Source organism: Ferruginivarius sediminum, assembly GCF_003344765.1.
In the GTDB taxonomy this organism is placed as follows: Bacteria; Pseudomonadota; Alphaproteobacteria; order Kiloniellales; family Rhodovibrionaceae; genus Ferruginivarius; species Ferruginivarius sediminum.
Window position 1 is genome coordinate 82,657 of the sequence record NZ_QPMH01000010.1, and the last position, 21,550, is coordinate 104,206.

17 protein-coding genes are annotated in these 21,550 nt (G+C 67.4%); 10 read left to right on the forward strand and 7 right to left on the reverse strand.

Annotated elements, in window-relative coordinates; genetic code table 11:
* The first annotated feature begins 171 nt into the window (after positions 1 to 171).
* The 5 genes from DRB17_RS20695 to DRB17_RS12070 all read left to right on the forward strand — a co-directional run bounded on the left by DRB17_RS20695 (position 172) and on the right by DRB17_RS12070 (position 5,058).
* On the forward strand, positions 172 to 564 hold the full coding sequence (locus DRB17_RS20695; RefSeq protein WP_241503821.1) for a fluoride efflux transporter FluC: 393 nt from the start codon (positions 172 to 174) through the stop codon (positions 562 to 564).
* Positions 549 to 1,556, forward strand: coding sequence for an RluA family pseudouridine synthase (locus DRB17_RS12055; protein ID WP_241503822.1), 1,008 nt, complete (start codon positions 549 to 551; stop codon positions 1,554 to 1,556). Before DRB17_RS20695 ends, DRB17_RS12055 begins: the two co-directional genes overlap by 16 nt.
* 61 nt (positions 1,557 to 1,617) lie before the next feature.
* The gene (locus DRB17_RS12060) at positions 1,618 to 2,316 is read left to right on the forward strand and encodes an HAD-IA family hydrolase (protein ID WP_114582463.1); all 699 of its coding nucleotides are present in this window, start codon (positions 1,618 to 1,620) and stop codon (positions 2,314 to 2,316) included.
* Positions 2,304 to 4,400 carry an AsmA family protein gene (locus tag DRB17_RS12065; RefSeq protein ID WP_114582464.1) on the forward strand — a complete coding sequence of 699 codons (2,097 nt, stop codon included), beginning with the start codon at positions 2,304 to 2,306 and terminating at the stop codon, positions 4,398 to 4,400. Before DRB17_RS12060 ends, DRB17_RS12065 begins: the two co-directional genes overlap by 13 nt.
* Positions 4,342 to 5,058 carry an ATP12 family protein gene (locus tag DRB17_RS12070; RefSeq protein WP_114582465.1) on the forward strand — a complete coding sequence of 239 codons (717 nt, stop codon included), beginning with the start codon at positions 4,342 to 4,344 and terminating at the stop codon, positions 5,056 to 5,058. Before DRB17_RS12065 ends, DRB17_RS12070 begins: the two co-directional genes overlap by 59 nt.
* Positions 5,059 to 5,141: 83 nt before the next feature.
* Here DRB17_RS12070 and DRB17_RS12075 read toward each other — a convergent pair whose 3' ends face one another.
* Together DRB17_RS12075 and DRB17_RS12080 are read right to left on the reverse strand one after the other, a co-directional pair.
* Positions 5,142 to 5,537, reverse strand: a complete 396-nt coding sequence (locus DRB17_RS12075) for a MarR family winged helix-turn-helix transcriptional regulator (RefSeq protein WP_147274893.1) — start codon at positions 5,535 to 5,537, stop codon at positions 5,142 to 5,144.
* A 318-nt stretch (positions 5,538 to 5,855) separates the two neighbouring features.
* Entirely contained in the window at positions 5,856 to 6,482 is a 627-nt protein-coding gene (locus DRB17_RS12080; RefSeq protein ID WP_114582467.1) for a response regulator transcription factor, read from the reverse strand.
* 336 nt (positions 6,483 to 6,818) lie between these two features.
* Here DRB17_RS12080 and DRB17_RS12085 point away from each other — a divergent pair, with 336 nt between their 5' ends.
* Positions 6,819 to 9,188, forward strand: coding sequence for a PAS domain S-box protein (locus DRB17_RS12085; RefSeq protein ID WP_114582468.1), 2,370 nt, complete (start codon positions 6,819 to 6,821; stop codon positions 9,186 to 9,188).
* A gap of 92 nt (positions 9,189 to 9,280) precedes the next feature.
* Positions 9,281 to 10,813 (forward strand): acyl-CoA carboxylase subunit beta, encoded by a 1,533-nt coding sequence (locus DRB17_RS12090; RefSeq protein WP_114582469.1) that lies wholly within the window; start codon positions 9,281 to 9,283, stop codon positions 10,811 to 10,813.
* A 34-nt stretch (positions 10,814 to 10,847) separates the two neighbouring features.
* Here DRB17_RS12090 and DRB17_RS12095 read toward each other — a convergent pair whose 3' ends face one another.
* On the reverse strand, positions 10,848 to 12,917 hold the full coding sequence (locus DRB17_RS12095; RefSeq protein ID WP_114582470.1) for a 4Fe-4S dicluster domain-containing protein: 2,070 nt from the start codon (positions 12,915 to 12,917) through the stop codon (positions 10,848 to 10,850).
* Positions 12,918 to 13,078: 161 nt separating this feature from the next.
* On the opposite strand from DRB17_RS12095, the gene DRB17_RS12100 reads away from it, so the two are divergent.
* The 3 genes from DRB17_RS12100 to DRB17_RS12110 all read left to right on the forward strand — a co-directional run bounded on the left by DRB17_RS12100 (position 13,079) and on the right by DRB17_RS12110 (position 15,079).
* A complete protein-coding gene (locus tag DRB17_RS12100; protein ID WP_206607870.1) occupies positions 13,079 to 13,960 on the forward strand; it encodes a helix-turn-helix transcriptional regulator in 882 nt (293 codons plus the stop codon).
* Position 13,961: 1 nt separating this feature from the next.
* Positions 13,962 to 14,375, forward strand: a complete 414-nt coding sequence (locus DRB17_RS12105) for a hypothetical protein (RefSeq protein WP_114582471.1) — start codon at positions 13,962 to 13,964, stop codon at positions 14,373 to 14,375.
* 125 nt (positions 14,376 to 14,500) lie between these two features.
* Complete coding sequence (locus DRB17_RS12110) at positions 14,501 to 15,079, forward strand: hypothetical protein (protein ID WP_147274894.1); 579 nt, start codon at positions 14,501 to 14,503, stop codon at positions 15,077 to 15,079.
* Here the strand turns inward: DRB17_RS12110 and DRB17_RS12115 are convergent.
* From DRB17_RS12115 to DRB17_RS12130, 4 genes are all read right to left on the reverse strand, one after another.
* Entirely contained in the window at positions 15,076 to 16,086 is a 1,011-nt protein-coding gene (locus tag DRB17_RS12115; protein ID WP_421778747.1) for a zinc-dependent alcohol dehydrogenase family protein, read from the reverse strand. The genes DRB17_RS12110 and DRB17_RS12115 overlap by 4 nt on opposite strands.
* 69 nt (positions 16,087 to 16,155) lie before the next feature.
* The gene (locus DRB17_RS12120; protein ID WP_206607871.1) at positions 16,156 to 16,671 is read right to left on the reverse strand and encodes a TspO/MBR family protein; all 516 of its coding nucleotides are present in this window, start codon (positions 16,669 to 16,671) and stop codon (positions 16,156 to 16,158) included.
* On the reverse strand, positions 16,668 to 18,749 hold the full coding sequence (locus DRB17_RS12125; protein ID WP_114582473.1) for a hypothetical protein: 2,082 nt from the start codon (positions 18,747 to 18,749) through the stop codon (positions 16,668 to 16,670). The genes DRB17_RS12120 and DRB17_RS12125 overlap by 4 nt, the downstream gene beginning before the upstream one ends.
* Positions 18,746 to 21,532, reverse strand: coding sequence for a DUF4159 domain-containing protein (locus DRB17_RS12130; RefSeq protein ID WP_114582474.1), 2,787 nt, complete (start codon positions 21,530 to 21,532; stop codon positions 18,746 to 18,748). The genes DRB17_RS12125 and DRB17_RS12130 overlap by 4 nt, the downstream gene beginning before the upstream one ends.
* Positions 21,533 to 21,550: the final 18 nt, after the last annotated feature.

Here is a 21,550-nt window from a genome sequence, read left to right on the forward strand (position 1 = left end):
TAAATCCGGCGTCCGGTTTACCCGCGTTGCGGTGCGGAAATCAATGGCACGGGCGGCGAACCATGTCGAGAGCCGCTGCATTCCGGGATTCTTGCTATCGGTGGATTTGCCAGGTACGCGGGGCTTTGCTAACACCGCCGGGGTATTGCGGCGGGGAGGATCGAGCGCGCGATGAAAATGCTGTTGGCCGTGGCCGCCGGCGGCGCGGTGGGTGCCGTCGCCCGGCACCTCTTCGTCGGGCAGGTCGGCCACCTTGTCGGGCCACATGGCGTGGCCGGTATGCCGGTCGGCATCCTGGCCGCGAACGTCGCGGGATCCCTTGTCATGGGCGCGCTGGTCGAGACCATGGCACTGGCGTGGTCGCCCGGCGGTGCCCTTCGGGCTTTCCTGACGGTCGGCCTGCTGGGCGCGTTCACGACCTTCTCGACCTTTTCGCTGGAGGCCGCGGTGCTGCTGGAACGCCATGCCATCGCGCATGCCGCCGGCTATGTCCTGGCGTCCGTGGTCCTGTCGATCGCCGCGCTGTTCGCGGGCATGTGGGGGATACGGTGGCTGCTGACCTAGGCGGCGTCGAAACCCGGCAGGTTGCGGCGGACGAGGCCGATATCCGCCTGGACCGCTGGTTCAAGCGCCACTACCCGGGCCTGGCTTTCGGCCGCCTTGCCAAGCTGCTGCGCACCGGGCAGGTCCGCGTCGACGGCAAGCGCGCCAAGCCAAGTCAGCGCCTGGCGCCGGGCCAGGAGGTGCGGATCCCGCCGCTGCCGCAGGACGCCGAGGAAGCGACGAAGTCGGACAGCGCGTCGCGAATGCCCGGCGAGGTCGAGGCGCAGCGGCTTCGCGACGCCGTTCTCTACCGCGACGACTGGGTGATCGCCCTCGACAAGCCGGCCGGGCTGGCAACGCAGGGCGGCACCGGCGTGAAGCGGAACCTGGACGTGATGCTGGGCGCCCTGCAGTTCGACGCTGCGGAACCGCCGCGCCTCGTTCACCGGCTGGACCAGGACACCAGCGGCGTGCTGTTGTTGGCGCGTACGGCGGAAGCGGCGAACCGGCTTGCGCGCGCCTTCCGGTCCAAGGATGCTCGCAAGCTCTACTGGGCCCTGACGGCGGGCATTCCCAAGCCTCGGCGCGGACGCATCGATCTGCCGCTGGGCAAGCTGAAGCGCGGCGGCGGGGAGAAGATGGGTCACGATCCGAAGGCGGGAAAAGAGGCGGTTACGCTCTACGCCACGGTCGAGACGACGCGGCGCCTCGCCGAGGTCGCCTGGCTGGCGTTGAGCCCGCTAACGGGCCGCACCCACCAGCTTCGCGCCCATCTGGCGGAAATCGGCGCGCCGATCCTGGGTGACGGCAAGTATGGCGGGCGAAAGGCCTATCCCGAGGGCGTTCCGGTCCACCAACTGCAACTCCATGCGCGCGAGATCGCCCTGCCGCACCCCGCCGACGGCACCACGCTGCGGGTGACCGCGCCGCTTCCCGCCCACATGCGGGCGCTTTTCGCGGCGCTGGAATTCGATGCCGAGTCCGGCGCCGGCGTGGATCCGGCCGGGAATTGACCTTGGCAGCGGCCCCATACCCCTCGATACTGTGTGAAATCATCCATATCTGTTGCGTGACATGGCGGAAGAGCATCCATTCAAACTGATCGTTTTCGACGTCGACGGCACACTGGTCGACAGCCAGGCGGGTATCGTCGCCTCGATGACGGCGGCCTTCGACGGCGCCAAGCTGCCGCTTCCCAGCCCGGAATCGGTGCGCCGCGTGGTCGGCCTGTCGCTGGACGAGGCGGTGGCGCGGCTGATGCCCGATGGCGCGGGGGCAGCACTGGTGGCGCAGGTGGCGGACGCCTACCGGCATAATTTCATCGCGATGCGCAAGCGTCCCGACTACGAGGAGCCGCTGTTCCCCGGTGCGCGGGAAACCATCGCCGCGTTGGACCTGCCGCAGGTTTGTCTGGGCGTGGCGACCGGCAAGAACATGCGAGGCCTGCGCGTCACGCTGGACCGCCACGACCTGGCCCGGCACTTCGTGACACTGCAGACGGCCGACGGCGGCCCCGGCAAGCCACATCCCCGGATGCTTCACGAGGCCATGGCCGATGTGGGCGCCGAGCCGCATGAGACCGTCATCATCGGTGACACCGTGTTCGACATGGAGATGGCCGCGAACGCCGGCACTGCGGCGCTTGGCGTGGCCTGGGGCTATCACGAACGGGAGGAACTGCTGGCCGCCGGCGCGCGGCATGTGTTGACGGCCTTCGACGAATTGCCGCGAACGCTCACAGGCTGGGGAGAGGCGACGGCATGCGGCGCCTGAAACTTGCCGCGGGAGTCCTGATCGCCATCGTCGCAGCCCTCGTGGTGGCCGTCTACGTGGCGCTGTCCCAACTCGACCTGGACGCCTATAGGGAGACCTTCGAGGCGCGTGTGGAGGCGGCTACCGGGCGGAAGCTGGTCATCGACGGTCCGATGGACCTGAACATGGACTTCACTCCGTCCGTCACGGCCGAGAACGTGCGCTTCGCCAACGCGGACTGGAGCCGGCAAGACCATATGGCGTCGGTGCGCCGCTTCGAGCTGGAACTGGCTCTGTGGCCGCTTGTAACCGGCGAGGTGCGGGTGAGCCGTCTGATCCTGGTGGAGCCGACCGTTCGCCTGGAGGTGGCCGAGGACGGCCGCGCCAACTGGGTCTTCGCGAAGGATCACCCGGCGTCCGCCGCCAAGCGACGCCGGCTTCCGCAAATCCCGGCAATCGAGCGCATCCGCATCGAGGGCGGCAAGGTCAGCTACAGGGACCTTGGCCGGGGCCGGCGCATCATGCTGATGCTCGACCGCGCGGCATCCGACGCGCGGGGCGCCGCGCGGGCCGCCGACGTGGAGGTGGAGGGCAGCTACCAGGGCGTCGCCTTCGACGTCTCGGGCAGATTTGGCGCGCTACCGGGACTGCTGTCGGAGGGCGCGCCGTTTCCGGTCGACCTGACGGCAAGCGCGGCGGACAGCCGTATTCGTGTCACTGGCGAAATGGCGCGCACCGGCGAGGGAATCGAAGCCGAACTTACGCTCGACGGCGCGTCCGAGAACCTGGCCCGGCTTGGCCCGCTTCTGGGCTGGGAGCTTCCCGGAATGGGGCCGCTTACCGTAAAGTCGCAACTCTCCGTCCAGAGGGAAAGCTACCGCCTTAGCGGGTTCCGCGCGGACGTGGGTGAAAGCGACCTGTCCGGCGAGGCGACGGTCGAGATGGACGGGGAAAGACCGCGCGTGTCGGCCGATCTCACCTCGGCCGTCATGGACGTGGCGGACCTGTCTGGTCCCACGGCCTCACGTGACGCCGCCGAGGTGGAAGGGGGCGAAACGTCGGGCTATATCTTCACGGAAAAGCCCCTGCCTTTCGCGGCGCTTCGCGGGTTCGACGGCGAGGCCGAGATCAAGATTGGCACCCTGCGCCTGGCGGACGGGCTTGATCTGTCATCCCTCAAGGCGCAGATCGTCGCCGAGGATGGCGAGGTGTCCGTGCAGCCGCTCTCGGGCCAGCTTGGTCAAGGCACGATCGAGTTGGGCGCGGTGATGGATGTGGCGCGGACCCCGCCCCAGGTCACGCTGAACGCAACGGCCGAGAAGATCGACTACGGCCGGCTGCTGGTGGACATGGGCATCACCGACCAGGTCAGCGGAACGGTGCGCGCCGAAGCCCACCTGCGCGGCACCGGGAACTCCCCCCGCGCCCTGGCCGCCAGCCTTGCGGGGCAAAGCAAACTGGTGGCCGACGAGGGGCGGATCAGCGAGGCCCTGATCGCCACAGCCAGTGCCGGCGTGGCCGATGCGCTGGCCCCATGGCGGGAGAGCGAGGAGGGCATGCGGCTGAACTGCGTCGTTGCGCGCTTCGACGTGGCCGAGGGCATAATGTCCAGCCGTGCCCTGCTGGCGGATACCCAAAGCGCCACGCTTGGCGGTGACGGCCGGATCAGCCTGGCGGATGAGCGATTCGATCTGCGTCTTGTGCCGCAGGCGAAACAGGCCAGCCTGATGAGTCTGGCGATCCCGATGCGGGTGACGGGGCCCCTGAGGGATCCGGCGCTTACGCCAGACACGCTGGGGGCGGCAAAGGCGGGTGCATTGGCCATCGGCACGATCGTCAATCCGCTGACCGCCCTGGGCGTCATCCTGATCGACAGCGCGACAGCCGAGCAAAATCCCTGCGTGGCCGCCTTGGACAAGGCAGCCCGCCAGCGCGGCCACGGCGGGGACGCCGCCGGCTCGGGCGATGGCGGAACGGAGGAGGGGCTCAAGGGGTTCCTTGAGGGTCTCAGCAAATCGATCGACAAGCAGCTTGGCGTGGAAGGCAATGGCAGAGAAGAGGATCCAGCGGTTCTACAAGATGGCGACGGCGCGCCCGGCCAATAACGGCGTTGCCGTCCTCCTGGACGAGCGGCCAGTCAAGACACCACAGACGCGCGCCGATCTGGTCTGCCCGACACCGGCGATGGCCGAGGCCGTGGCGGCCGAGTGGGCGGAGCAGGGCGAGACGGTCGATCTCACCAACATGCCGATGACGGCACTGGCGTGCACGGCGCTGGATACCGCGCGGACGCGGCGGGAGGAACTGGTCGCCGGGATATCCAAGTACGCGGACACCGACTTGTTGTGCTATCGCGTGCCGGAGCCGCGCGAACTGGCCGAGCGGCAGCATGCGCTGTGGCAGCCGCTTCTGGACTGGGCGGCGCTGACATACGATGCGCGGTTGAACGTGACCACCGCCATCCTGCCGGCGGAGCAGCCACCCGAAGCGACGCAGGCGCTCGCGGCCGCCGTGGCGGAGCTTGACGACATGCGCCTTGCCGCCCTGTCTTCCGCGGTCCTCGCGGCGGGCTCGGTCGTGATCGGGCTGGCGATGGTTCACGGCCGGATCGACGCGGCAGACGCGTTCGAGGCCGCCGAGGTCGAGGCGACGTTCCAGATCGAGGAATGGGGGGAAGACGCCGAAGCTGCCAGGCGCCGCGCAGCGCTTCAACGCGAACTCGACGCGGTGGAACGCTTCGTCGGCCTGCTGCAGGCCGCTTGAGCGGCTAAACGCGCTTTACGGGCGCGGCGGCAATGCGGGACCGGCGGGCCGTGGCCCCGCAATTCCGCCGCGCCCGTGTTGTGTCAGGCGCCGCGCCAGACGCCTTGGCCGTCGGTTTCCAAAACGCGCAGCCCCTTGTGCATGGCGTTCGACAGCGCCGCCTGCTCTTCGCCCTCCAGGCCACCAAGCGCCTCTTCCAGGCGAGCGATTGGATCGCGTTCAAGGACGGCGAGCCCTTCTTCCGTCAGTTCCAGCGGCTGCGCGCGCCGGCGTTCGCCACGCCGCACCAGGCCACGGCGCTCCAGCGCCGAGACGGTGATGGATGCGGTGCCCAGCGTGGTCCGCTGATGCCGGGCGACACCGCTGACGGTGCGATCGCGCTCCGGCGCATCGGCGAGAAACCGAATCACTTCCCACTGAGAGGGCCGCAGCTTCCCGCTGTAAGCATTGTTGAGGTAGGCCCGCACGAATTGAGTCATTAGATCGGTCAGCTCTGTCCCGTTTGGCATAGCGCTCTTTCCAATCGATCCACGGTGCCACATCTTTGTATTTGAATGTTTTGACGACATAATTATCTTATGTTTTGCATACGCACTAGATGTCCAAAAGGTGGTATGCAAGTTTGCAGTATATATCCTAAAGATCAGATATAAATCGCTTTCACATACCTCGCGTGCAAAATTGCTAAATATCAATATTTAACACGTGGTATGTGGTGGTTACAAATTTTAACGCACGGAAAAGTATATTTATTAACAACCGGGAAAATTCCAACTTCAAGCAAATTGACCCCGGAACTATTCGAGCAGCCCGTGCGCAATGGCCCTCCGGATCACCTGTGTCCGGTTCTCGGCCTCCAGCTTCCGGAACAGCCCGCGAAGATGGAGTTTTACCGTCACTTCGCTGATTCCCAGAACGTTGGCGATCGCCTTGTTGGACTTGCCGTCGCCAAGCTCGCGCAGAACGTCCTTCTCCCGCGGCGTCAGTCTGGGCAGATTCCCCTCCTGCAGAGGGGGCGTCTGGGGGTAGATATCGCGAAGGTTCCAGGGAAAGAACACCTCGCCGCTCAGGATGACATCGACGGCGGCGGCAAATGCCCGCGCGGACAGGGATTTCGGCAGGAAGCCCTTGGCGCCCGCCTCGATGCACGCAAGTGCCGTGGTCTCGTCAGCCTGGCCTGAGATCACCGCGACCGGCGTGTGCGGACACTGGGCACTGAGACGCGGCACCGCCTCCAGCGCCGAGCCTTCGGGAAGGTAGAGGTCGAGCAGCACGATATTGAAATCGGTATCGCTTTCCAGCCGGGCCACGCCCTCCGTCAGGGACGACGCGGCGGCGACGTGGCAATCGGGCCATCCGCGCTCCAGGAAGGTCCTCAGCAGATCGAGAACCAATTCCTGATCTTCGATGATCAACGCGTTCATCGCCCCACACCCCACTTATAGCGGCAGACCATGTCCCCGGCACATATCTTCGGCGCTTCCAAGCCCAATTGCAAACCGCTGACCATCCACCGCTGGATGCATGAGCCGGCATAAAAGCGGATGCTAATATCACAGGTTGAATGTTATACTTTCAGGGAGACAGTTAAAGGTGGCCCCTACACTGAAGTCAATATACATTCGTTGGGGTTAGTTTCGGAATTGTGCCAATTGCCATGGATGGGGGTCTTGACGAGCAGCGCGCAGAATCTTGTTTAACCTCGCGCGACCCGTGCATGCAATAAATGGTTACTCATAGCTGTAGCGACGGGAGGAGCCATGACCGGGCTATCGAACCTGTCGGCACCGAATCCAGAGGATACCTTCGAGGCCGGCTTCGCCCTGCTTGACGCCTTGCCGATGATGGTCGCCTACGTCGGTCGCGAAGAGCGCTTCCAGTATGCCAATCGCGCGTTCGCGGCGGATGCCGGCGCGCCGGCGGAACAGGTCGTGGGTGGCGAATTGCGGGATTATCTCGGTGCAAGACTCTACACCGCCATTCGCCCGCATATCCTGCGCGCGCTGGGCGGTGAGGAGGTAAGCTTCACGTTCGAGGTTCCGCCGGAAGGGCAAGAGGAACCAGTCGCCGGCGCCGGAGGACGTATGCTTCGCGCCAGGTACACGCCCTATGAGGCTGACGGCGCGGTCGACGGCTTCTTCATGCTGATCGAGGACATCACCGAGCAGACGAAAACACGGCGGGACCTCGCCGACGCCGCCGAATTCTTCCGCGACATCGCCGCCAGCGTGCCGGGCGTGGCATTCCAGTACGAGTGGAGCGGAAACGGCAGTGGCCGCTTCAATTACCTCAGCCCCCAGCTTGAGAACTGGATCGGCCTGGACTGCGAAATCGTCATGGCAGATCCGACGATATTGAAGGACTATGTTCATCCTGACGACGTGGAAGGGCTGCGTGCCAGCGTCGAATCGGCGTGGCAACGCCACGGTACGTGGTCGTGGCGGGGCCGAATCCAGGCGCCGGATGGCAGGCATATCTTTACCCAGGGCATCGCCCGGCCACGGCACGCCGCCGGTGGACACGTCGTGTGGAGCGGCATCTTTCTGGACATCAGCGAGCAGAAACAGGTCGAGCGCGTCCTGAAGGAGACGGCCGCCTTCTTCCATGACATCGCGACGACCATTCCCGGCATCGTCTACCGCTTTGTCCAGGACGAAGACGGTGCCCGCCGTTTCGACTACATCAGCCCGCAGCTTGCGGACATAACCGGGCTGAAACCGCAGGACGTCATCGCCGACGCGAATGCCTATCTCGATCGCATACATCCCGACGATCGCCCCGCCTTCGAGGACAGCATCGCCCATTCCGCAAGAACGCTGCAGCTACGTACCTGGGAAGGGCGGATCCGGTCGGGCGGCGGCGACTATAACTGGGTCCGCGGCGCCTCGCTGCCGCGCCGGCAACGCGACGGCAGCATCGTCTGGAACGGCGTCGTGCTCGACGTCACCGACCATAAGGTCACTGAGCAGAAGCTTCGCGAGGCCCAGAAGATGGAAGCCGTCGGCCAGTTGACCGGCGGCCTGGCGCATGACTTCAACAACCTCCTTGCGGTGATCGGCGGCAACCTCGAACTGCTGGAAGACGACCTCGCCGACCGCCCGCGCGAGCGAAGCATGGCGTCCAAGGCACGGCAGGCGGCGATGCGTGGGTCCGACGTGACGCAGCGCCTGCTGGCCTTCGCCCGGCGGCAGCCGCTGTCGCCACGGGTCATCGACCTCAACCATCTGGTCAGGCGTACGACCGAACTGCTGGAACACGCCCTGGGGCCGGGCATCGAGGTCGCCACCGCCCCCCTTGCGGCCCGGCATACAGTTCGCGTCGATCCCGGACAGCTCGAAAACGCGCTGATCAATCTGGCGATGAACGCGCGCGACGCCATGCCCGACGGCGGTGTGGTCACGGTCGAGACGGCGGATGTCGAACTCGATAGTGCCTATGCACGCGAGCACCCCGACGTCGAGCCGGGCCGCTATGCCGTGCTTTCGGTCAGCGATACCGGGGTGGGCATGCCGCAGGAATCCATCGACAAGGCATTCGAGCCCTTCTTCACGACGAAACCGCCGGACAAGGGGACGGGCCTAGGCCTGCCCATGGTCTATGGCTTCCTCAAGCAGTCCGGCGGTCATGCATCCGTTCACAGCAAGGTGGGCGAGGGCACCACGGTTCGCCTCTATCTGCCGCACGCCAATGAGGACGCAACGGCCGTGCCCGCGACGGCGCCGTCGAAGATCAGCACGCGCGCCAGCCCCGGCGAGGTGGTTCTTCTGGTGGATAACGAGCCGGACCTGCGTGCCGCCATTGCCGAAATGCTAGTCGCCGCGGGCTACGGAGTTCGCACAGCCGAGGATGGCCCAGCCGCGCTGGGCGAACTCGAAGCCGCGCCGCGGGTCGATCTGCTACTCACGGACGTGGTTCTCGACAGCCGGATGAACGGGCGCGAACTCGCGGAAACCGCTCGCGGCCGGCGGAACGTGGCGGTGCTGTGCATGTCCGGCTTCACCGGCGATGTCCCGGACGCGGAGCTGCAGTCGATCGGCGACGCCCCGATACTTCGCAAGCCGTTTTGCAGGCGCGAACTCGGACGGCGCGTACGGGAAGCAATCGATTCTCGCAACTTTCGGTCGCGTTGACGTTGCGATGGGATTGCCTTTCCTGCGGCGGCGCGGCGTGCTATTCGCTGCTGCAATAAACATAGTTTCGGTCATCGCGGTATGGGGACGGCATGCAGGACATCATCCGTCAGTTGGAGGAAAAGCGCGACCGCGCCCGCGTGGGCGGCGGCGAGCGCCGGATCGGGAACCAGCACGGCAAGGGCAAGCTGACGGCGCGTGAGCGCCTGGAGCTGCTGCTCGACGAAGGCTCCTTCGAGGAATGGGATATGTTCGTCGAGCATCGCTGCGTCGATTTCGGCATGGCCGACAACCGCATACCCGGCGATGGCGTGGTTACGGGCTATGGCACGATCAACGGCCGGCTGGTGTTCGTGTTCAGCCAGGATTTCACCGTCTTCGGCGGCGCTCTGTCGGAATCCCACGCGGAGAAGATCTGCAAGGTCATGGACAAGGCGCTACAGGTCGGCGCGCCGGTCATCGGCCTGAACGATTCCGGCGGCGCGCGAATCCAGGAAGGCGTGGATTCCCTCGCCGGCTATGCCGAGGTGTTCCAGCGAAATGTCGAGGCCTCGGGCGTGGTGCCGCAGCTTTCGCTGATCATGGGCCCCTGCGCGGGCGGCGCCGTCTACTCCCCGGCCATGACCGACTTTATCTTCATGGTACAGGACAGCTCCTACATGTTCGTCACCGGGCCCGAGGTGGTGAAGACGGTGACGCACGAGACCGTCACCTCCGAGGAGCTTGGCGGCGCGATCACCCACACCTCGAAATCCGGCGTCGCCGACCTTGCGTTCGAGAACGATGTGGAAGCGTTGCAGCGCACGCGGCAAATCTTCGACTTCCTGCCGCTGTCCAACCGGGAGCAGCCGCCGGTGCGCCCCACGACCGACTCGCCGAACCGCGAGGAGCCGTCGCTGGATACCCTTGTCCCGCCCAGCCCGAACAAGCCTTACGACATGAAGGAGCTGATCGAGAAGGTCGTCGACGAGAAGGACTTCTTCGAGATCCAGCCCGACTATGCCAAGAACATCATTGTCGGCCTTGCCCGGATGGAAGGGCGGACCGTTGGTGTCGTGGCCAACCAGCCGATGGTGCTGGCCGGCTGCCTGGACATCGATTCCTCGCGCAAGGCGGCGCGCTTCGTGCGTTTCTGCGACTGTTTCAACATCCCCATCGTCACCTTCGTCGACGTGCCCGGCTTCCTGCCCGGCACCACGCAGGAGTATGGCGGCATCATCAAGCACGGGGCCAAGCTGCTCTACGCCTTTGCCGAGGCCACGGTGCCCAAGGTCACCGTCATCACTCGCAAAGCTTATGGCGGCGCCTATGACGTCATGAGTTCCAAGCACCTGCGCGGCGACGTGAACTACGCCTGGCCGACGGCGGAGATCGCCGTCATGGGGCCAAAGGGCGCGGTGGAGATCATCTTCCGCCAGGAAGCGAAGGACCCGGAGAAGCTGGAGGAGCGGACGGAGGAATACCGCAGCAAGTTCGCAAACCCCTTCGTGGCGGCCTCGCGCGGGTTCCTGGACGACGTCATCATGCCCCACGGCACGCGCCGCCGGCTCTGCCGCGCGCTCGCCATGCTGCGCGACAAGAAGCGCGACAACCCGTGGAAGAAGCACTCCAACATTCCGCTGTAGCGGACTGCCGGGGCGCCGTCCTCGCCTAACTCGCCTAATTCTCCCGGTCGTGCCCGTTCGCCTTCTCGCGGGCGCGGGCCTCCTCCCGCTCACGCAGGTCGTCCTCGGTGGTGCGCGGCCGGCGCGGTGTGCCGAGCTGCATCGGGGTGTCCGGGGTCTCGAACTGCACGACGACGCGGCAGTCGTCGCACATCATGATGCGCTCCACCTGATCGCTGCCCTGGAACATCCAGTGCTTGTCGCCAAGCTGCTCGACGATGCGGCGGATCGATGACTCCACGCCGAAGGGCTTGCCGCAGCGAACGCAGTGGAACGGCTCCTGCCGGTTCAGTTCAATGGCCCCGCGCGCCTCGTCGGTGAAGTTCAGGCGCGGCTCCAGCGAGATCACGCTTTCCGGGCAGGTGCTGGCGCAGATGCCGCACTGCACGCAGGCCTCCTCGTTGAAGCCCAGCCAGGGCGAATCAGGATCGTCCAGCATCGCGCCGGTCGGACAGGCGCCGACACAGGCGAGGCACATGGTGCAGCCCTGGGTGTCGACGTGAACGCGGCCGAAGGGCGCGCCCTCGGGCAGCGGCACGATGTCCTGGGGATTCGGTGCGTGCTGGTGCAGGTGGCGCAGGCCCAGCATGGTGCGCGTGCGTTTGCCGCCCATCGCCAGGAAGCCGCCGGGCGTTGGCGCTTCGGGCCGGTCCAGGCCGCAGATCCTGGCTTCGACGGCCTCCGGGTCCAGATCTTCGATCAGGTGCACGCGGCCGCTGCCATAGCCCAGCCCATCCATGATCGCGTCCGTCAGGCCCTGCAACCGCTCCAGCCCGGCGACCTCGCCCTCGCGGCGCTTGTTCGGCGGGACCAGGACGCAGATCTGCGTGGCGCCATAGGCGAAGGCCGCGGCGGTGAAGTCGACGCCGGTTTGCGTGACCTCGTTCACCTCGAACGGGAGAACCCGTGCGGGAAGGCCACGGCCGAAGCGCGCCATCAGATCGATCACCTCTTCCCCGTGCCGCGCGTCGTGGACCAGCAGGACGGGCGCCTCGCCACCTGCATTTTGGTAGCTCGACAGTAGCGTGCGCAGCCGGTCGAACAGCCCGGCCGGTCCCGGGACCTGATAGGTCGCCGCGCCCGTCGGGCAAACGCTGGCGCAGTTGCCGCAGCCGGCGCAGATGTAGGGATCGAAGGCGACACTCTCCCCCGCGCTCTCGATGGCGCCGGTGGGGCAGTTGTCCAGGCAGTTGGTGCAGCCGACCTTGCGTGAGCGGGCATGCGCGCAGATCGAGGCGTCGTAGGCGACATAGCGCGGCTTCTCGAACTCGCCGACGAGATCCGCCGCCTCGAAGGCCGCCTTCTGCACCGCCGCCGGGTCGCCCGGATCGGCGCGCAGGTAGCCGTCGCGCTTCTCCGGCGCCGGGAACAGCGGCGCGTCGCCGGTGATGTCGAGGATGATATCGCACTCCGAGAAGGCGTTGTTCCGCCCCATCTCGAACTCCAACGCCGCGCGCGAGGCGGGCAGGGCGGGGGCGTAGTCGTCCACGTTGACGCCGAACCCGCCAAGGTGGCCCCCGGCCTGCTTCACCCGGCCCTTGAATACCGGCACATCCATCGTGCGCGGCGGCATCACCTCGCCGGGGTCTTTCAGCAGGACCGTCACCTCCAGACGGCCTGACAGTTGCCGGCCCAGCTCGATCGCCTGCTCGTCGCGGCCGTAGACGAGGCACACGCCCTCCGACTGCATCGACACCGACGGCGTCGGTTCCAGGTCGAGCGCCGCCTCCGCCAGCAGGGCGGCAATCTTGGGATGGGCCTGGCCCGCCTCGTCCGACCAGCCAGCCTTCTCGCGGATGTTCGCGAAAGCGAGGGCCGCCCGCGACTCGTCCTCCTCCGCGACCTCGCGGAACAGCGGTGCCTCTTGTGTGCAGGCGACGCAGACCGAGGCCGCGTTGCCGATCGCGCTCTGATAGTTGCCAAGCTGGTTGCGGCACAGGCCGGTCTGCAGGTCCAGATCGCCTTCGCCGCCCAGCTTGTGCAGCGCCTGCTGCAGCTTCTTCGCGTCAATCGGCATCGACCGCTGGCAGTTACAGACCAGCAGTTCCTTGTCCTTAAGCTTCATTGCCACGCTCTCTCCTGCCGTGCCGCTTCTACGGCGGCGTTGTTCTTGTTTTATGTTTCGAGGCAGCATCGTAGCTGGCTTGGAGGGTATGAAACGACCCCAAAAATTCTGTGGCATCCGCGTCTCTTGGCCGCTATCCCTCAAGGCAAGGGGAAAACGGCTTGCACGATTACCTGACGACACGCGAAGTCGCGGATTACCTGCGCATCAAGGAGCGGCGGGTCTACGAACTCGTTCGCCAGCGCGCCATTCCCTGCAGCCGCGTCACCGGCAAGTGGCTGTTCCCCCGCGCCCTGGTCGACCAGTGGGTGGTCGCTAACCTGGAAGGCGAACGTCCGGCGCGCGAGCCGGCCCCGCCGGTCATCGCCGGCAGTCACGACCCATTGCTGGAGTGGGCCGCCAAGGAGAGCGGCTGCGGGCTTGCGCTGCTTCCGGGTGGCAGCCTGGATGGGCTGCAACGTCTGGCGGACGGGGCTGCGCGCGTCGCGGGGCTGCACCTGTTCGATCCGGACAGCGGCGGTTTCAACGTGCCCGCTGTGCGTAAGCGCGCCGCGCTGCCCGATGCCGTGCTGCTGGAATGGGCGTGGCGGCGGCAGGGGTTGGTGCTGCCTGCCGGCAACCCGGACGGCGTGGCGGGCCTCGCCGATCTGGCGCGCCTGAAGCTGCCGGTCGCGCGCCGGCAGGCGGAGTCGGGAAGCGGGCTGTTGCTGTCCCACCTACTGGGCGAGGCCGGGCTTGGCGAGGGCGATTTGGTCTTCGTCGAGGAGACGGCGCGCAGTGAGATGGACCTTGGACTCGCCATTTTGGAGGGACGGGGACGCGCGGGCTTCGCCGTCGAGGCGGTGGCCCGGACGTTGAAGCTGGATTTCGTGCCGCTGATGTGGGAGCGCTTCGACCTTCTGATGGGCCGTCGCGACTACTTCGAGCCGTCGGTGCAGGCGCTGATGGGCTTTGCGCGGAGCGACGACTTCGCGGTGCGGGCGCGGCGGCTTGGCGGCTACGACATCGCCGGCCTCGGTACCGTTCACGACAACGCGCCCTGACATGCGTGCCGGCCTGTTATGCCTGCTGCTCCTATGGGCTCTGCCCGCCGCGGCAGGCGTGGAGTGCTGGTCCGGCTGGGGCTATCGCGTGGCGCCTGGAACTTTGGCCTTTCGGGGCGAGCGGATGCTGCTGGTCACGCCGGGACCAGCGGACTGGCGCGTGGGGGAGGAGGTGACGCTCCTGCCACTCGACCCGGAGAGCGGCCGCATCGACCCCAATGCCGCGACCATTCATGTCCGTCCCCGGCGGCCGCGCTTCTTTTCGACGCGGGAAGGCAACCGCGCCATGGACGACGTTGCCGACATCGTGGGAGAGGACTCGCACCTCATGCTGGGCATGACCCGCGTCGGCCCGGCGGTGTCCGGCACGCCCAGGCAGGAGGCTTTCCTGCGCTGGGCCTGCGGGCGGGAATGACGCGAAGGCTGCCGGCCGGTTTCTCTTTTCTGGTGCATTCTGTAGTATGCGTTCGCGACTCGGAAGCCAACGTCTGATAGAGTGATAAGCAGGTGAGCGAACCCGCGTTCGATACGCAGAAGGCCGTGACACGGCTGCGCGACGAGGCCAGCCTTGAACAGAAGGCCGCGGAGGCGATGGTGAATGTCTTGTCCGACGTGATGAGCGACGTCGCGACCAAGGACTTCGTAAGGGACGAGATCGCCGGCCTCGAAAAGCGGCTGGACAGCCGCTTTGACGCGCAATCCGAATATATCGACAAGCGTTTCGCCGAGCAGACAGCAAAATTCGAGGCTCGCTTCGCCGAGCAGAGCATGCAGTTTGAGGCACGTTTCGCGGAACTGCAAACTGGGATCGAAAGACAGCTTGCCGAGCAGCGTACGGAGACGGAGGCGCGCTTCTCCCAACAATCGACGGAGATTGAGCGGCGGTTTTCCCAGCACTCGGCGGACATGGAGCAGCGGCTGTCCAAACAGTCGACGGAGATTGAGCAACGGTTTTCCAAACAATCAGATGAGAACCAGAAGCTTGCCGCCGAACTGATGGTTCGGATCGAGTGTATGCAGACGGAGCTTATGCGCACGCTCGTCGTTCAGACGCGCTGGGCGGTGACGGTGGTGGTCGCCTTGGCGGGGCTCTACATGGCGGCCGACAAGCTGCTTTAGGTCGCCGCGCTATCCATCGTCAGGACGGCCGCACCGCGCAGTTCGCCGTCGCGCAGACGTCCCAGCGCCTCGTTCGCCTGATCCAGCGGGAACCTCTCCACCGAGGTCTTCACGGGCACCTTGGGCGCCAATTCCAGGAATTCCTCGCCGTCCCGCCGCGTCAGGTTGGCGACCGAGACGATCTGGCGTTCCCGCCACAGGAGCTCATAGGGAAAAGCCGGGATATCGCTCATGTGGATGCCGGCGCAGACCACGGTGCCGCCGGGCCGCACGGCGCGGAGGGCGGCCGGCACCAGTTCGCCGACGGGCGCGTAGATGATGGCCGCGTCCAGAAGTTCCGGCGCGGGTTTGTCGCTGTCGCCGGTCCAGACCGCGCCGAGATCCTTCGCGAAGTCCTTGGCGTTCTCGTCGCCCGGCCGCACGAAAGCATAGATGTCGCGCCCCTGCCAGCGGGCCACTTGCGCCACGATGTGCGCCGCCGCCCCGAAGCCGTAAAGGCCCAGCCGCCGGCCCTCGCCGGCCATGCGCAGCGAGCGGTAGCCGATCAGCCCGGCGCACAGGAGCGGCGCCACCTCCGCGTCGGTGTAATCCCCATGCACCGGGAAGCAGTAACGCGCGTCCGCGACCGCGTACTGCGCGTAGCCGCCGTCCAGCGTGTAGCCGGTGAAACCCGCGTTTTCGCACAGGTTCTCCTGTCCCGCGCGGCAGTAGACGCACTCGCCACAGGTCCAGCCCAGCCAGGGGATGCCGACGCGCTGGCCGGGCTCGAACCCGGTGACGCCGCGGCCCATCGCTTCGACATGGCCGACGATCTCGTGGCCGGGAATCAGGTGCGGTTTCGGATGCTTCAGGTCGCCGTCGCAGACGTGCAGATCCGTGCGGCACACGCCGCAGGCGGAAACGCGCACCAGAATCTGGCCGTCCTTCGGCTCGGGCCGCGGGACATCCTCTGGCTGGAGCGGTGAATGCTGGCGCTCCAGGACCATTGCGCGCATCTGCTGGGCCATCGTCGTGTCTCCGAAATGCACGGAAGGAAGCCGAAGACGCCGAGTGCCGGCTGGGCCCCGGGCGCAGACTCAGACGTTCATCTGCACGATCGCGCCGTTCAGGGCCGTCGCATAACCGACCCAAAGCAGGTAGGGCAGCATTAGCCATGCCGCCGGGCGCGAAATCTGGGCAAAGGCGACGACGGTCGCCAGAATCGCCAGCACCAGCGCGAGAATGACAAGGAACGCGGCCACGATCTCGCCCATGCCGAAGAAGACGTACGACCAGGCTCCGTTCAACGCGAGCTGGATCAGAAAGCACGCCAGCGGCCAGCCGAAGCGGTTCGGCGCGTCGCGCCAGGCCTGCCAGACGGCAACCGCCATCATTATGTAGAGCAGCGTCCAGACGATGGGGAAGGCTTGGTCCGGCGGGGTCCAGGCGGGCTTCGCCAGATTGCGGTACCACGGCTCTATGGCCGGCTGGGTCACCGACGCGGCGGCAACCTCCACGGCAAGGCAGAGCACCAGAAACAGCAGCAATACGGCGGCCTGCTGGCCGCGCGAAGGCCGGCGCGTGCCGGCGCTGGGCATGGTCGCGACGCTCATCGTCCCTCCCGGAACCAGGCGAATGTCAGGGTGCCGACCGCCAGGATGAGCGCGAGAATGGCCGGGAGCAAGGACGCTTCGGCGACACCGGTGACCCGATAGGCATTGTTTTCCTGAAGACCGATCCAGCCCCGGCCCGAATGCGCGCGGTCCGGACGAACCTTGCGCAGCGACGGCAACTCCTGGGTAGCGAATTGGGTGACGGCCCCGCCGCTTGCCTCGACCAGCGGCCGCAGCTTGTCGGGCGTGGCGCGCACGTCGCGGTATTCAAGCGGGTTCAGCGCCCCGGCCGCGCCCAGCGCCGTGCGGCTGCCGTCGCTGACCTCGTACAGGCCGACCTGATGGACCGGCATTGCTGCCGTGGCGCGACCCGGACCGGCGTCCTCAAGCTGCAACGATTCCGTCGAGCCGTCGGGGCGGGTGACCGTGATCTCGGGCAGGCTCGGGCGCATGGAGCGGCGGACGATCTCCAGTGTCCCGCCGCTCACCTGCGCGCGCAGGTCCTCTTCCTCCAGTTCCGGTTCCTTCATCAGCCAGTGGGCAACGCGGCGCATCAGTTCCGCCTGGGGGCCGCCACCCTCGTAGCCGCGCGCCCACAGCCATGCATGATCGCTCAGCAACTGCGCCACGCGGCCCTCGCCGACGCGCTGCAGGATCAGTAGCGGCCGCTCGCGGATGCCGGACATCAGGGTGTCGCCCTCGCGCGCCTCCGCGTCCACCTGCCGGAACCAGCGGCCCCATTCGGGATTCGAGTTCGCGTCGTTCCCCCCCGGTAGCTTCGCGGTGACCGGATGGCGCTGGCCCAGCGTCGTCACTGACGGGCGATAGCCCTGCTCCATGATGCGGCCGGTCGGCGCCGCGGGCAGGACGTCGCCCAGCGGCGTGCGGAACAGCGACAGCGACGAGCCGAAGCTGGGGCCACCTGCTTCCAGTAGCGCGCCGCCGTTGCGGACGTATTCGGCGACGTTGTCCAGATAAAGCTGTGGCAGCACTCCACGGCGGCGATAGCGGTCGAAGACGATCAGGTCGAAGTCGTCGATCTTCTCCTGGAACAGCTCGCGCGTCGGGAAGGCGATCAGCGACAATTCGCGGATCGGCGTCCCGTCCTGCTTCTCCGGCGGGCGAAGGATGGTGAAGTGCACGAGGTCGACCGAGGGGTCCGATTTCAAGAGGTGCCGCCACGCCCGCTCACCTGCATGCGGCTCGCCCGAGACCAGCAGCACGCGAAGCCGGTCGCGCACGCCGTTCACCATCACGGCGGCGCGGTTGTTCGCCATGGTCAGCTCGCGCGGCCCCGCGTCCGTGGCAAGCTCCAGCACCGTCGGACCGCGGTGCTCGATCTTGAAGCGGACTTTCTGCTCCTCGCCGGTCGGGACCCGGACGACCTCGGGCTCGCCGCCGTCGCGTGTCAGCTTCAGTCGGGCCAGCCGGCGCTCGCCAGTGCCGGGCACGTCCTCGATCCGGACGGTGATCTCGATCTCCTTGCCGACGATGCCGTAGCTGGGCGCGTCACCGACGATCAGGCGGCGGTCGCCCTCGTCCGCGCCGCCGGTCAGCAACAGGTGCATCGGCGCGTCGATATCGAGGGCATCGAGGCTTTCGGGGGCGTCGTGAACCTGTCCGTCGCTGACGATCACGACACCGGCCAGCCGGTCGCGCGGAATCTCGCCAAGCGCGCGGGCCACGTCGGCGAACAGGCGGGTGCCTTCCTTCGGCGGACCGGAATCGGGCTCGCCGGCCTGGATCACGCGGACCTCTGTCTCCGGCAGCATGGCGAGGCGGCGGTCGAGATAGTCCATGATCGCCCGCACCTGCTCGCCGCGCGGCTCGATATCCTGGCTCGGGCTGGCGTCCACCGCGACCAGGGCAATATCCGGCAGCGTCTCGCGATCCTCCTGCACCAGCGTCGGGTTCGCCAGCACCGCCAGGATGGCAAGTGCGGCCAGCGCCCGCCAGGCGGTACCGCGCGCGCGCCGCCACGCCGCAAGCCCCGTCACCGCCGCCGCAAGCAGGGCAAGCAGCGCGATTGCGCCCCACGGCAACAGCGGCGACCAGGCGATGGAGAGGGCGGTGTTCATTGTCCCAGGCGCTCCAGAATCGCCGGCACATGGACCTGATCGGCCTTGTAATTGCCGGTCAGTGCGTACATCACGACGTTGACCCCGACGCGGTAGGCGATCTCGCGCTGGCGCTCGCCGCCCGGCACCACGGGAAGGCGCGGCTGGCCGCTTTCATCCACGGCCCAGGCGCCCACCCAGTCGTTCGCGGTGATCATGACCGAGGCGACGCCGTCGCCCGGCGCGGTCGCCGTGTCCTCCACCCACAACGCGCCGCCGGCATAGCGGCCGGGGAAATCCTGTAGCAGGTAGAAGGCCTTGGTCAGCACGTGCTCCGGGTCGACCGGGGTCAGCGGCGGGATGTCGATATCACGGGTCAGCCGCCGCAGTGCTTGCGTCGCCGGCGTTCCCTGGCCGAACAGCGAACTCCCGCCGCCGGCCTCGCGCAGATCGATCAGCAGCGTTCCGCCGTGGCCGAGGAAATGGTTGATCTTGCGCACGCCGGCCGGCGGCAGGTCCGGCTGCTCCGGCGAGATCGACCAGTAGAGCAGGGGAAAGAACGCGATCTCGTCGCTGAGCAGGTCGACGCCAAGCGGCGGCTCCGGCTCGACCGCGCTGCGCCGCGCCAGCACCCTCGAAATGCCCGTCAGGCCCTGGCGCGTGATCCGGTCGGCCTCCGCCACGCCGGTTTCGATATAGGCGAGGCGCGTGTCCAGCGTGGCCTTCAGCGCGAACTCGTCGTCGCCCTGGGCCTTCGCGCCGCCCGGCCAGGCAAGCATGCAGGCCGTGAAAATCAGCATCGTGGCGGCGGTGGTTCCGGCGGCCCCGCCGCGGCGCGGCGTCGGCAGAAGGCCGCGCAGGCCAAGCGCGATCAACATGTCCACGAGCATCAGTACCAGCGCCGTCGCCAGCAGCCAGGGCCCGATGCGCGTCTCGGGCTGCATCGCGAAGGCGCCGGCGGTGACACCCGGCGGCAGGTCGTCCAGGGGCGCCAGCGAAGGCGCCACCATCGGGCCCAGATTGTGTGCCCGGCGCTGGCCGTCGCGGCCATAAAGTCCAGGCGGATTGCCGGCACTGACAAGGTGATCGCGCAGGGCTTCCGCCGGCAGCGTGCGCACGCCGGCACCCGGTTCCGTCAGCCGGCCGAAGCCGTCGAGCACGCGTTGCGGGGGCAGGGCGGGCTGGTCGTCCGCCGCGCCGCTCAGGCCCTCGCTTACCGTCACCACGCGTCGCAGCATCCGCACGAACAGGCCCGATAGCGAAAGGTTCGACCACGAGGTGTTCGCCGTCGTGTGCACCAGCACCAGCCAGCCATCCCCGCGCTCGCCCGCTGTCACCAGCGGCGTGCCGTCGGCCAGCCGCGCCCAGGTCTTGCCGCCGAGCTCCAGGGAGGGCTCGGCCAGCACCTGCCGCGAAACTGTGATGTCGGAGGGGATTTCCAGCCCCGCGAACGGGCTGTCGTCGCCGAAGGGCGCAAGCGTCGCGGGCGTGTCCCAACTCATCGTGCCGCCCAGCGCGCGGCCGCCACGGCGCAGGCGCACCGGCAGCAGCGGCGGCTGTGCGCCTTCCCCCGCGGTTATCCCGTCGCCGCTCAGGTCCTGGGCCAGCTTCGGCCCGGCAAAGCGAAGCAGCAGGCCGCCGTTCTCCACCCAGCGGGAGACCGCCTCCCGCTGTTCCGGCGACAGCTTTCCGCGATCCGCCAGTACCAGCACGGCAAGGTCGCGCTTCAGCAGATCGTCAAGTGTGCCCCGGCTGATCTCGGCATAGGGCTTCAGCGCCCGTTCCAGGTAGTACAGCTCGGACAGCAGCGGTTGCGCGGCCTCCAGCGGGCTGTCGGACACCAATCCCACGGGCCGGCGCTGCCAGCGCTCGTCCAGCAGCGCGACGGCGCCGGCATGGCGCGCGCCTTCGATCCGCACGCGCGCGATACGGTTACGCAGTTGCAGCGGCAACTCGAAACTGGCCGTGGCGGCCGTCTCGCCTGCCTCGACGCGGGCGGGGGCGGTGCCGACAAGCCGTCCGTCCTCGCCCTCGGCCAGAACGGTCACCGACTTCGCGCCGCGCGAATCGGGCCGCTGGACGGTCACCCGCACGTCCGTGCCGGTGTTCTCCGGCGGCAGCACGATACTGGCGGCGCGTCCGGCGCCGGCATGCAGTACGCTCAGCCGGCCAAGCCGTTGCAGCGTCGCGGCGAGTTCCCGCGTTCCCGGCGCGGCCAGACCGTCGGAGAGCCAGATGACGTGGGCCGAGCCGGTCACGCCGATCTCGGCCGCGACCGCCTGCGCGGCGTCGAGATCGCTCGGCCAGGGCTTCGGCTGGATGGCGCGCACGCGCTCCAGCGCCGCGTCCGGGCGTAGCGGGTTGCTGGCGGTCAGCGGCTCGTCCGGCCGCTCGCGCGCCGTGGTCATCAGGATGACGCGCCGCTCTTCGCGTGCCGCGCGGTCGATCAGAGTCTCCATCGCGCGTTGCCGCTCTTCCCAGGTGCCGGCGGCGGCCCAGCCGTCATCGATCACAAGGACCAGGGGCCCGCTTCCCGATAGCTGCCCGGCCGGGTGCAGCACCGGCCCGGCCAGGCCCAGGATCAGCAGCGCCACGGCCAGCATGCGCAGCAGCAGCAGCCATAGGGGCGTGCGCTGGGGCGTCTCCTCCGGCGGCGTCAGGCCGGTCAGCAGGCGGATCGCGGGAAAGCGGATGCTCTTCGGCGCGGGTGGCGTGACGCGCAGCAGGAACCACAGCGCGGGCAGGCCGACGAGGGCCAGCAGCAGCCAGGGCTGCGCGAAGGCGAATGTCTCCAGTCCCAGCATCAGGTTTCGCTCAACGCC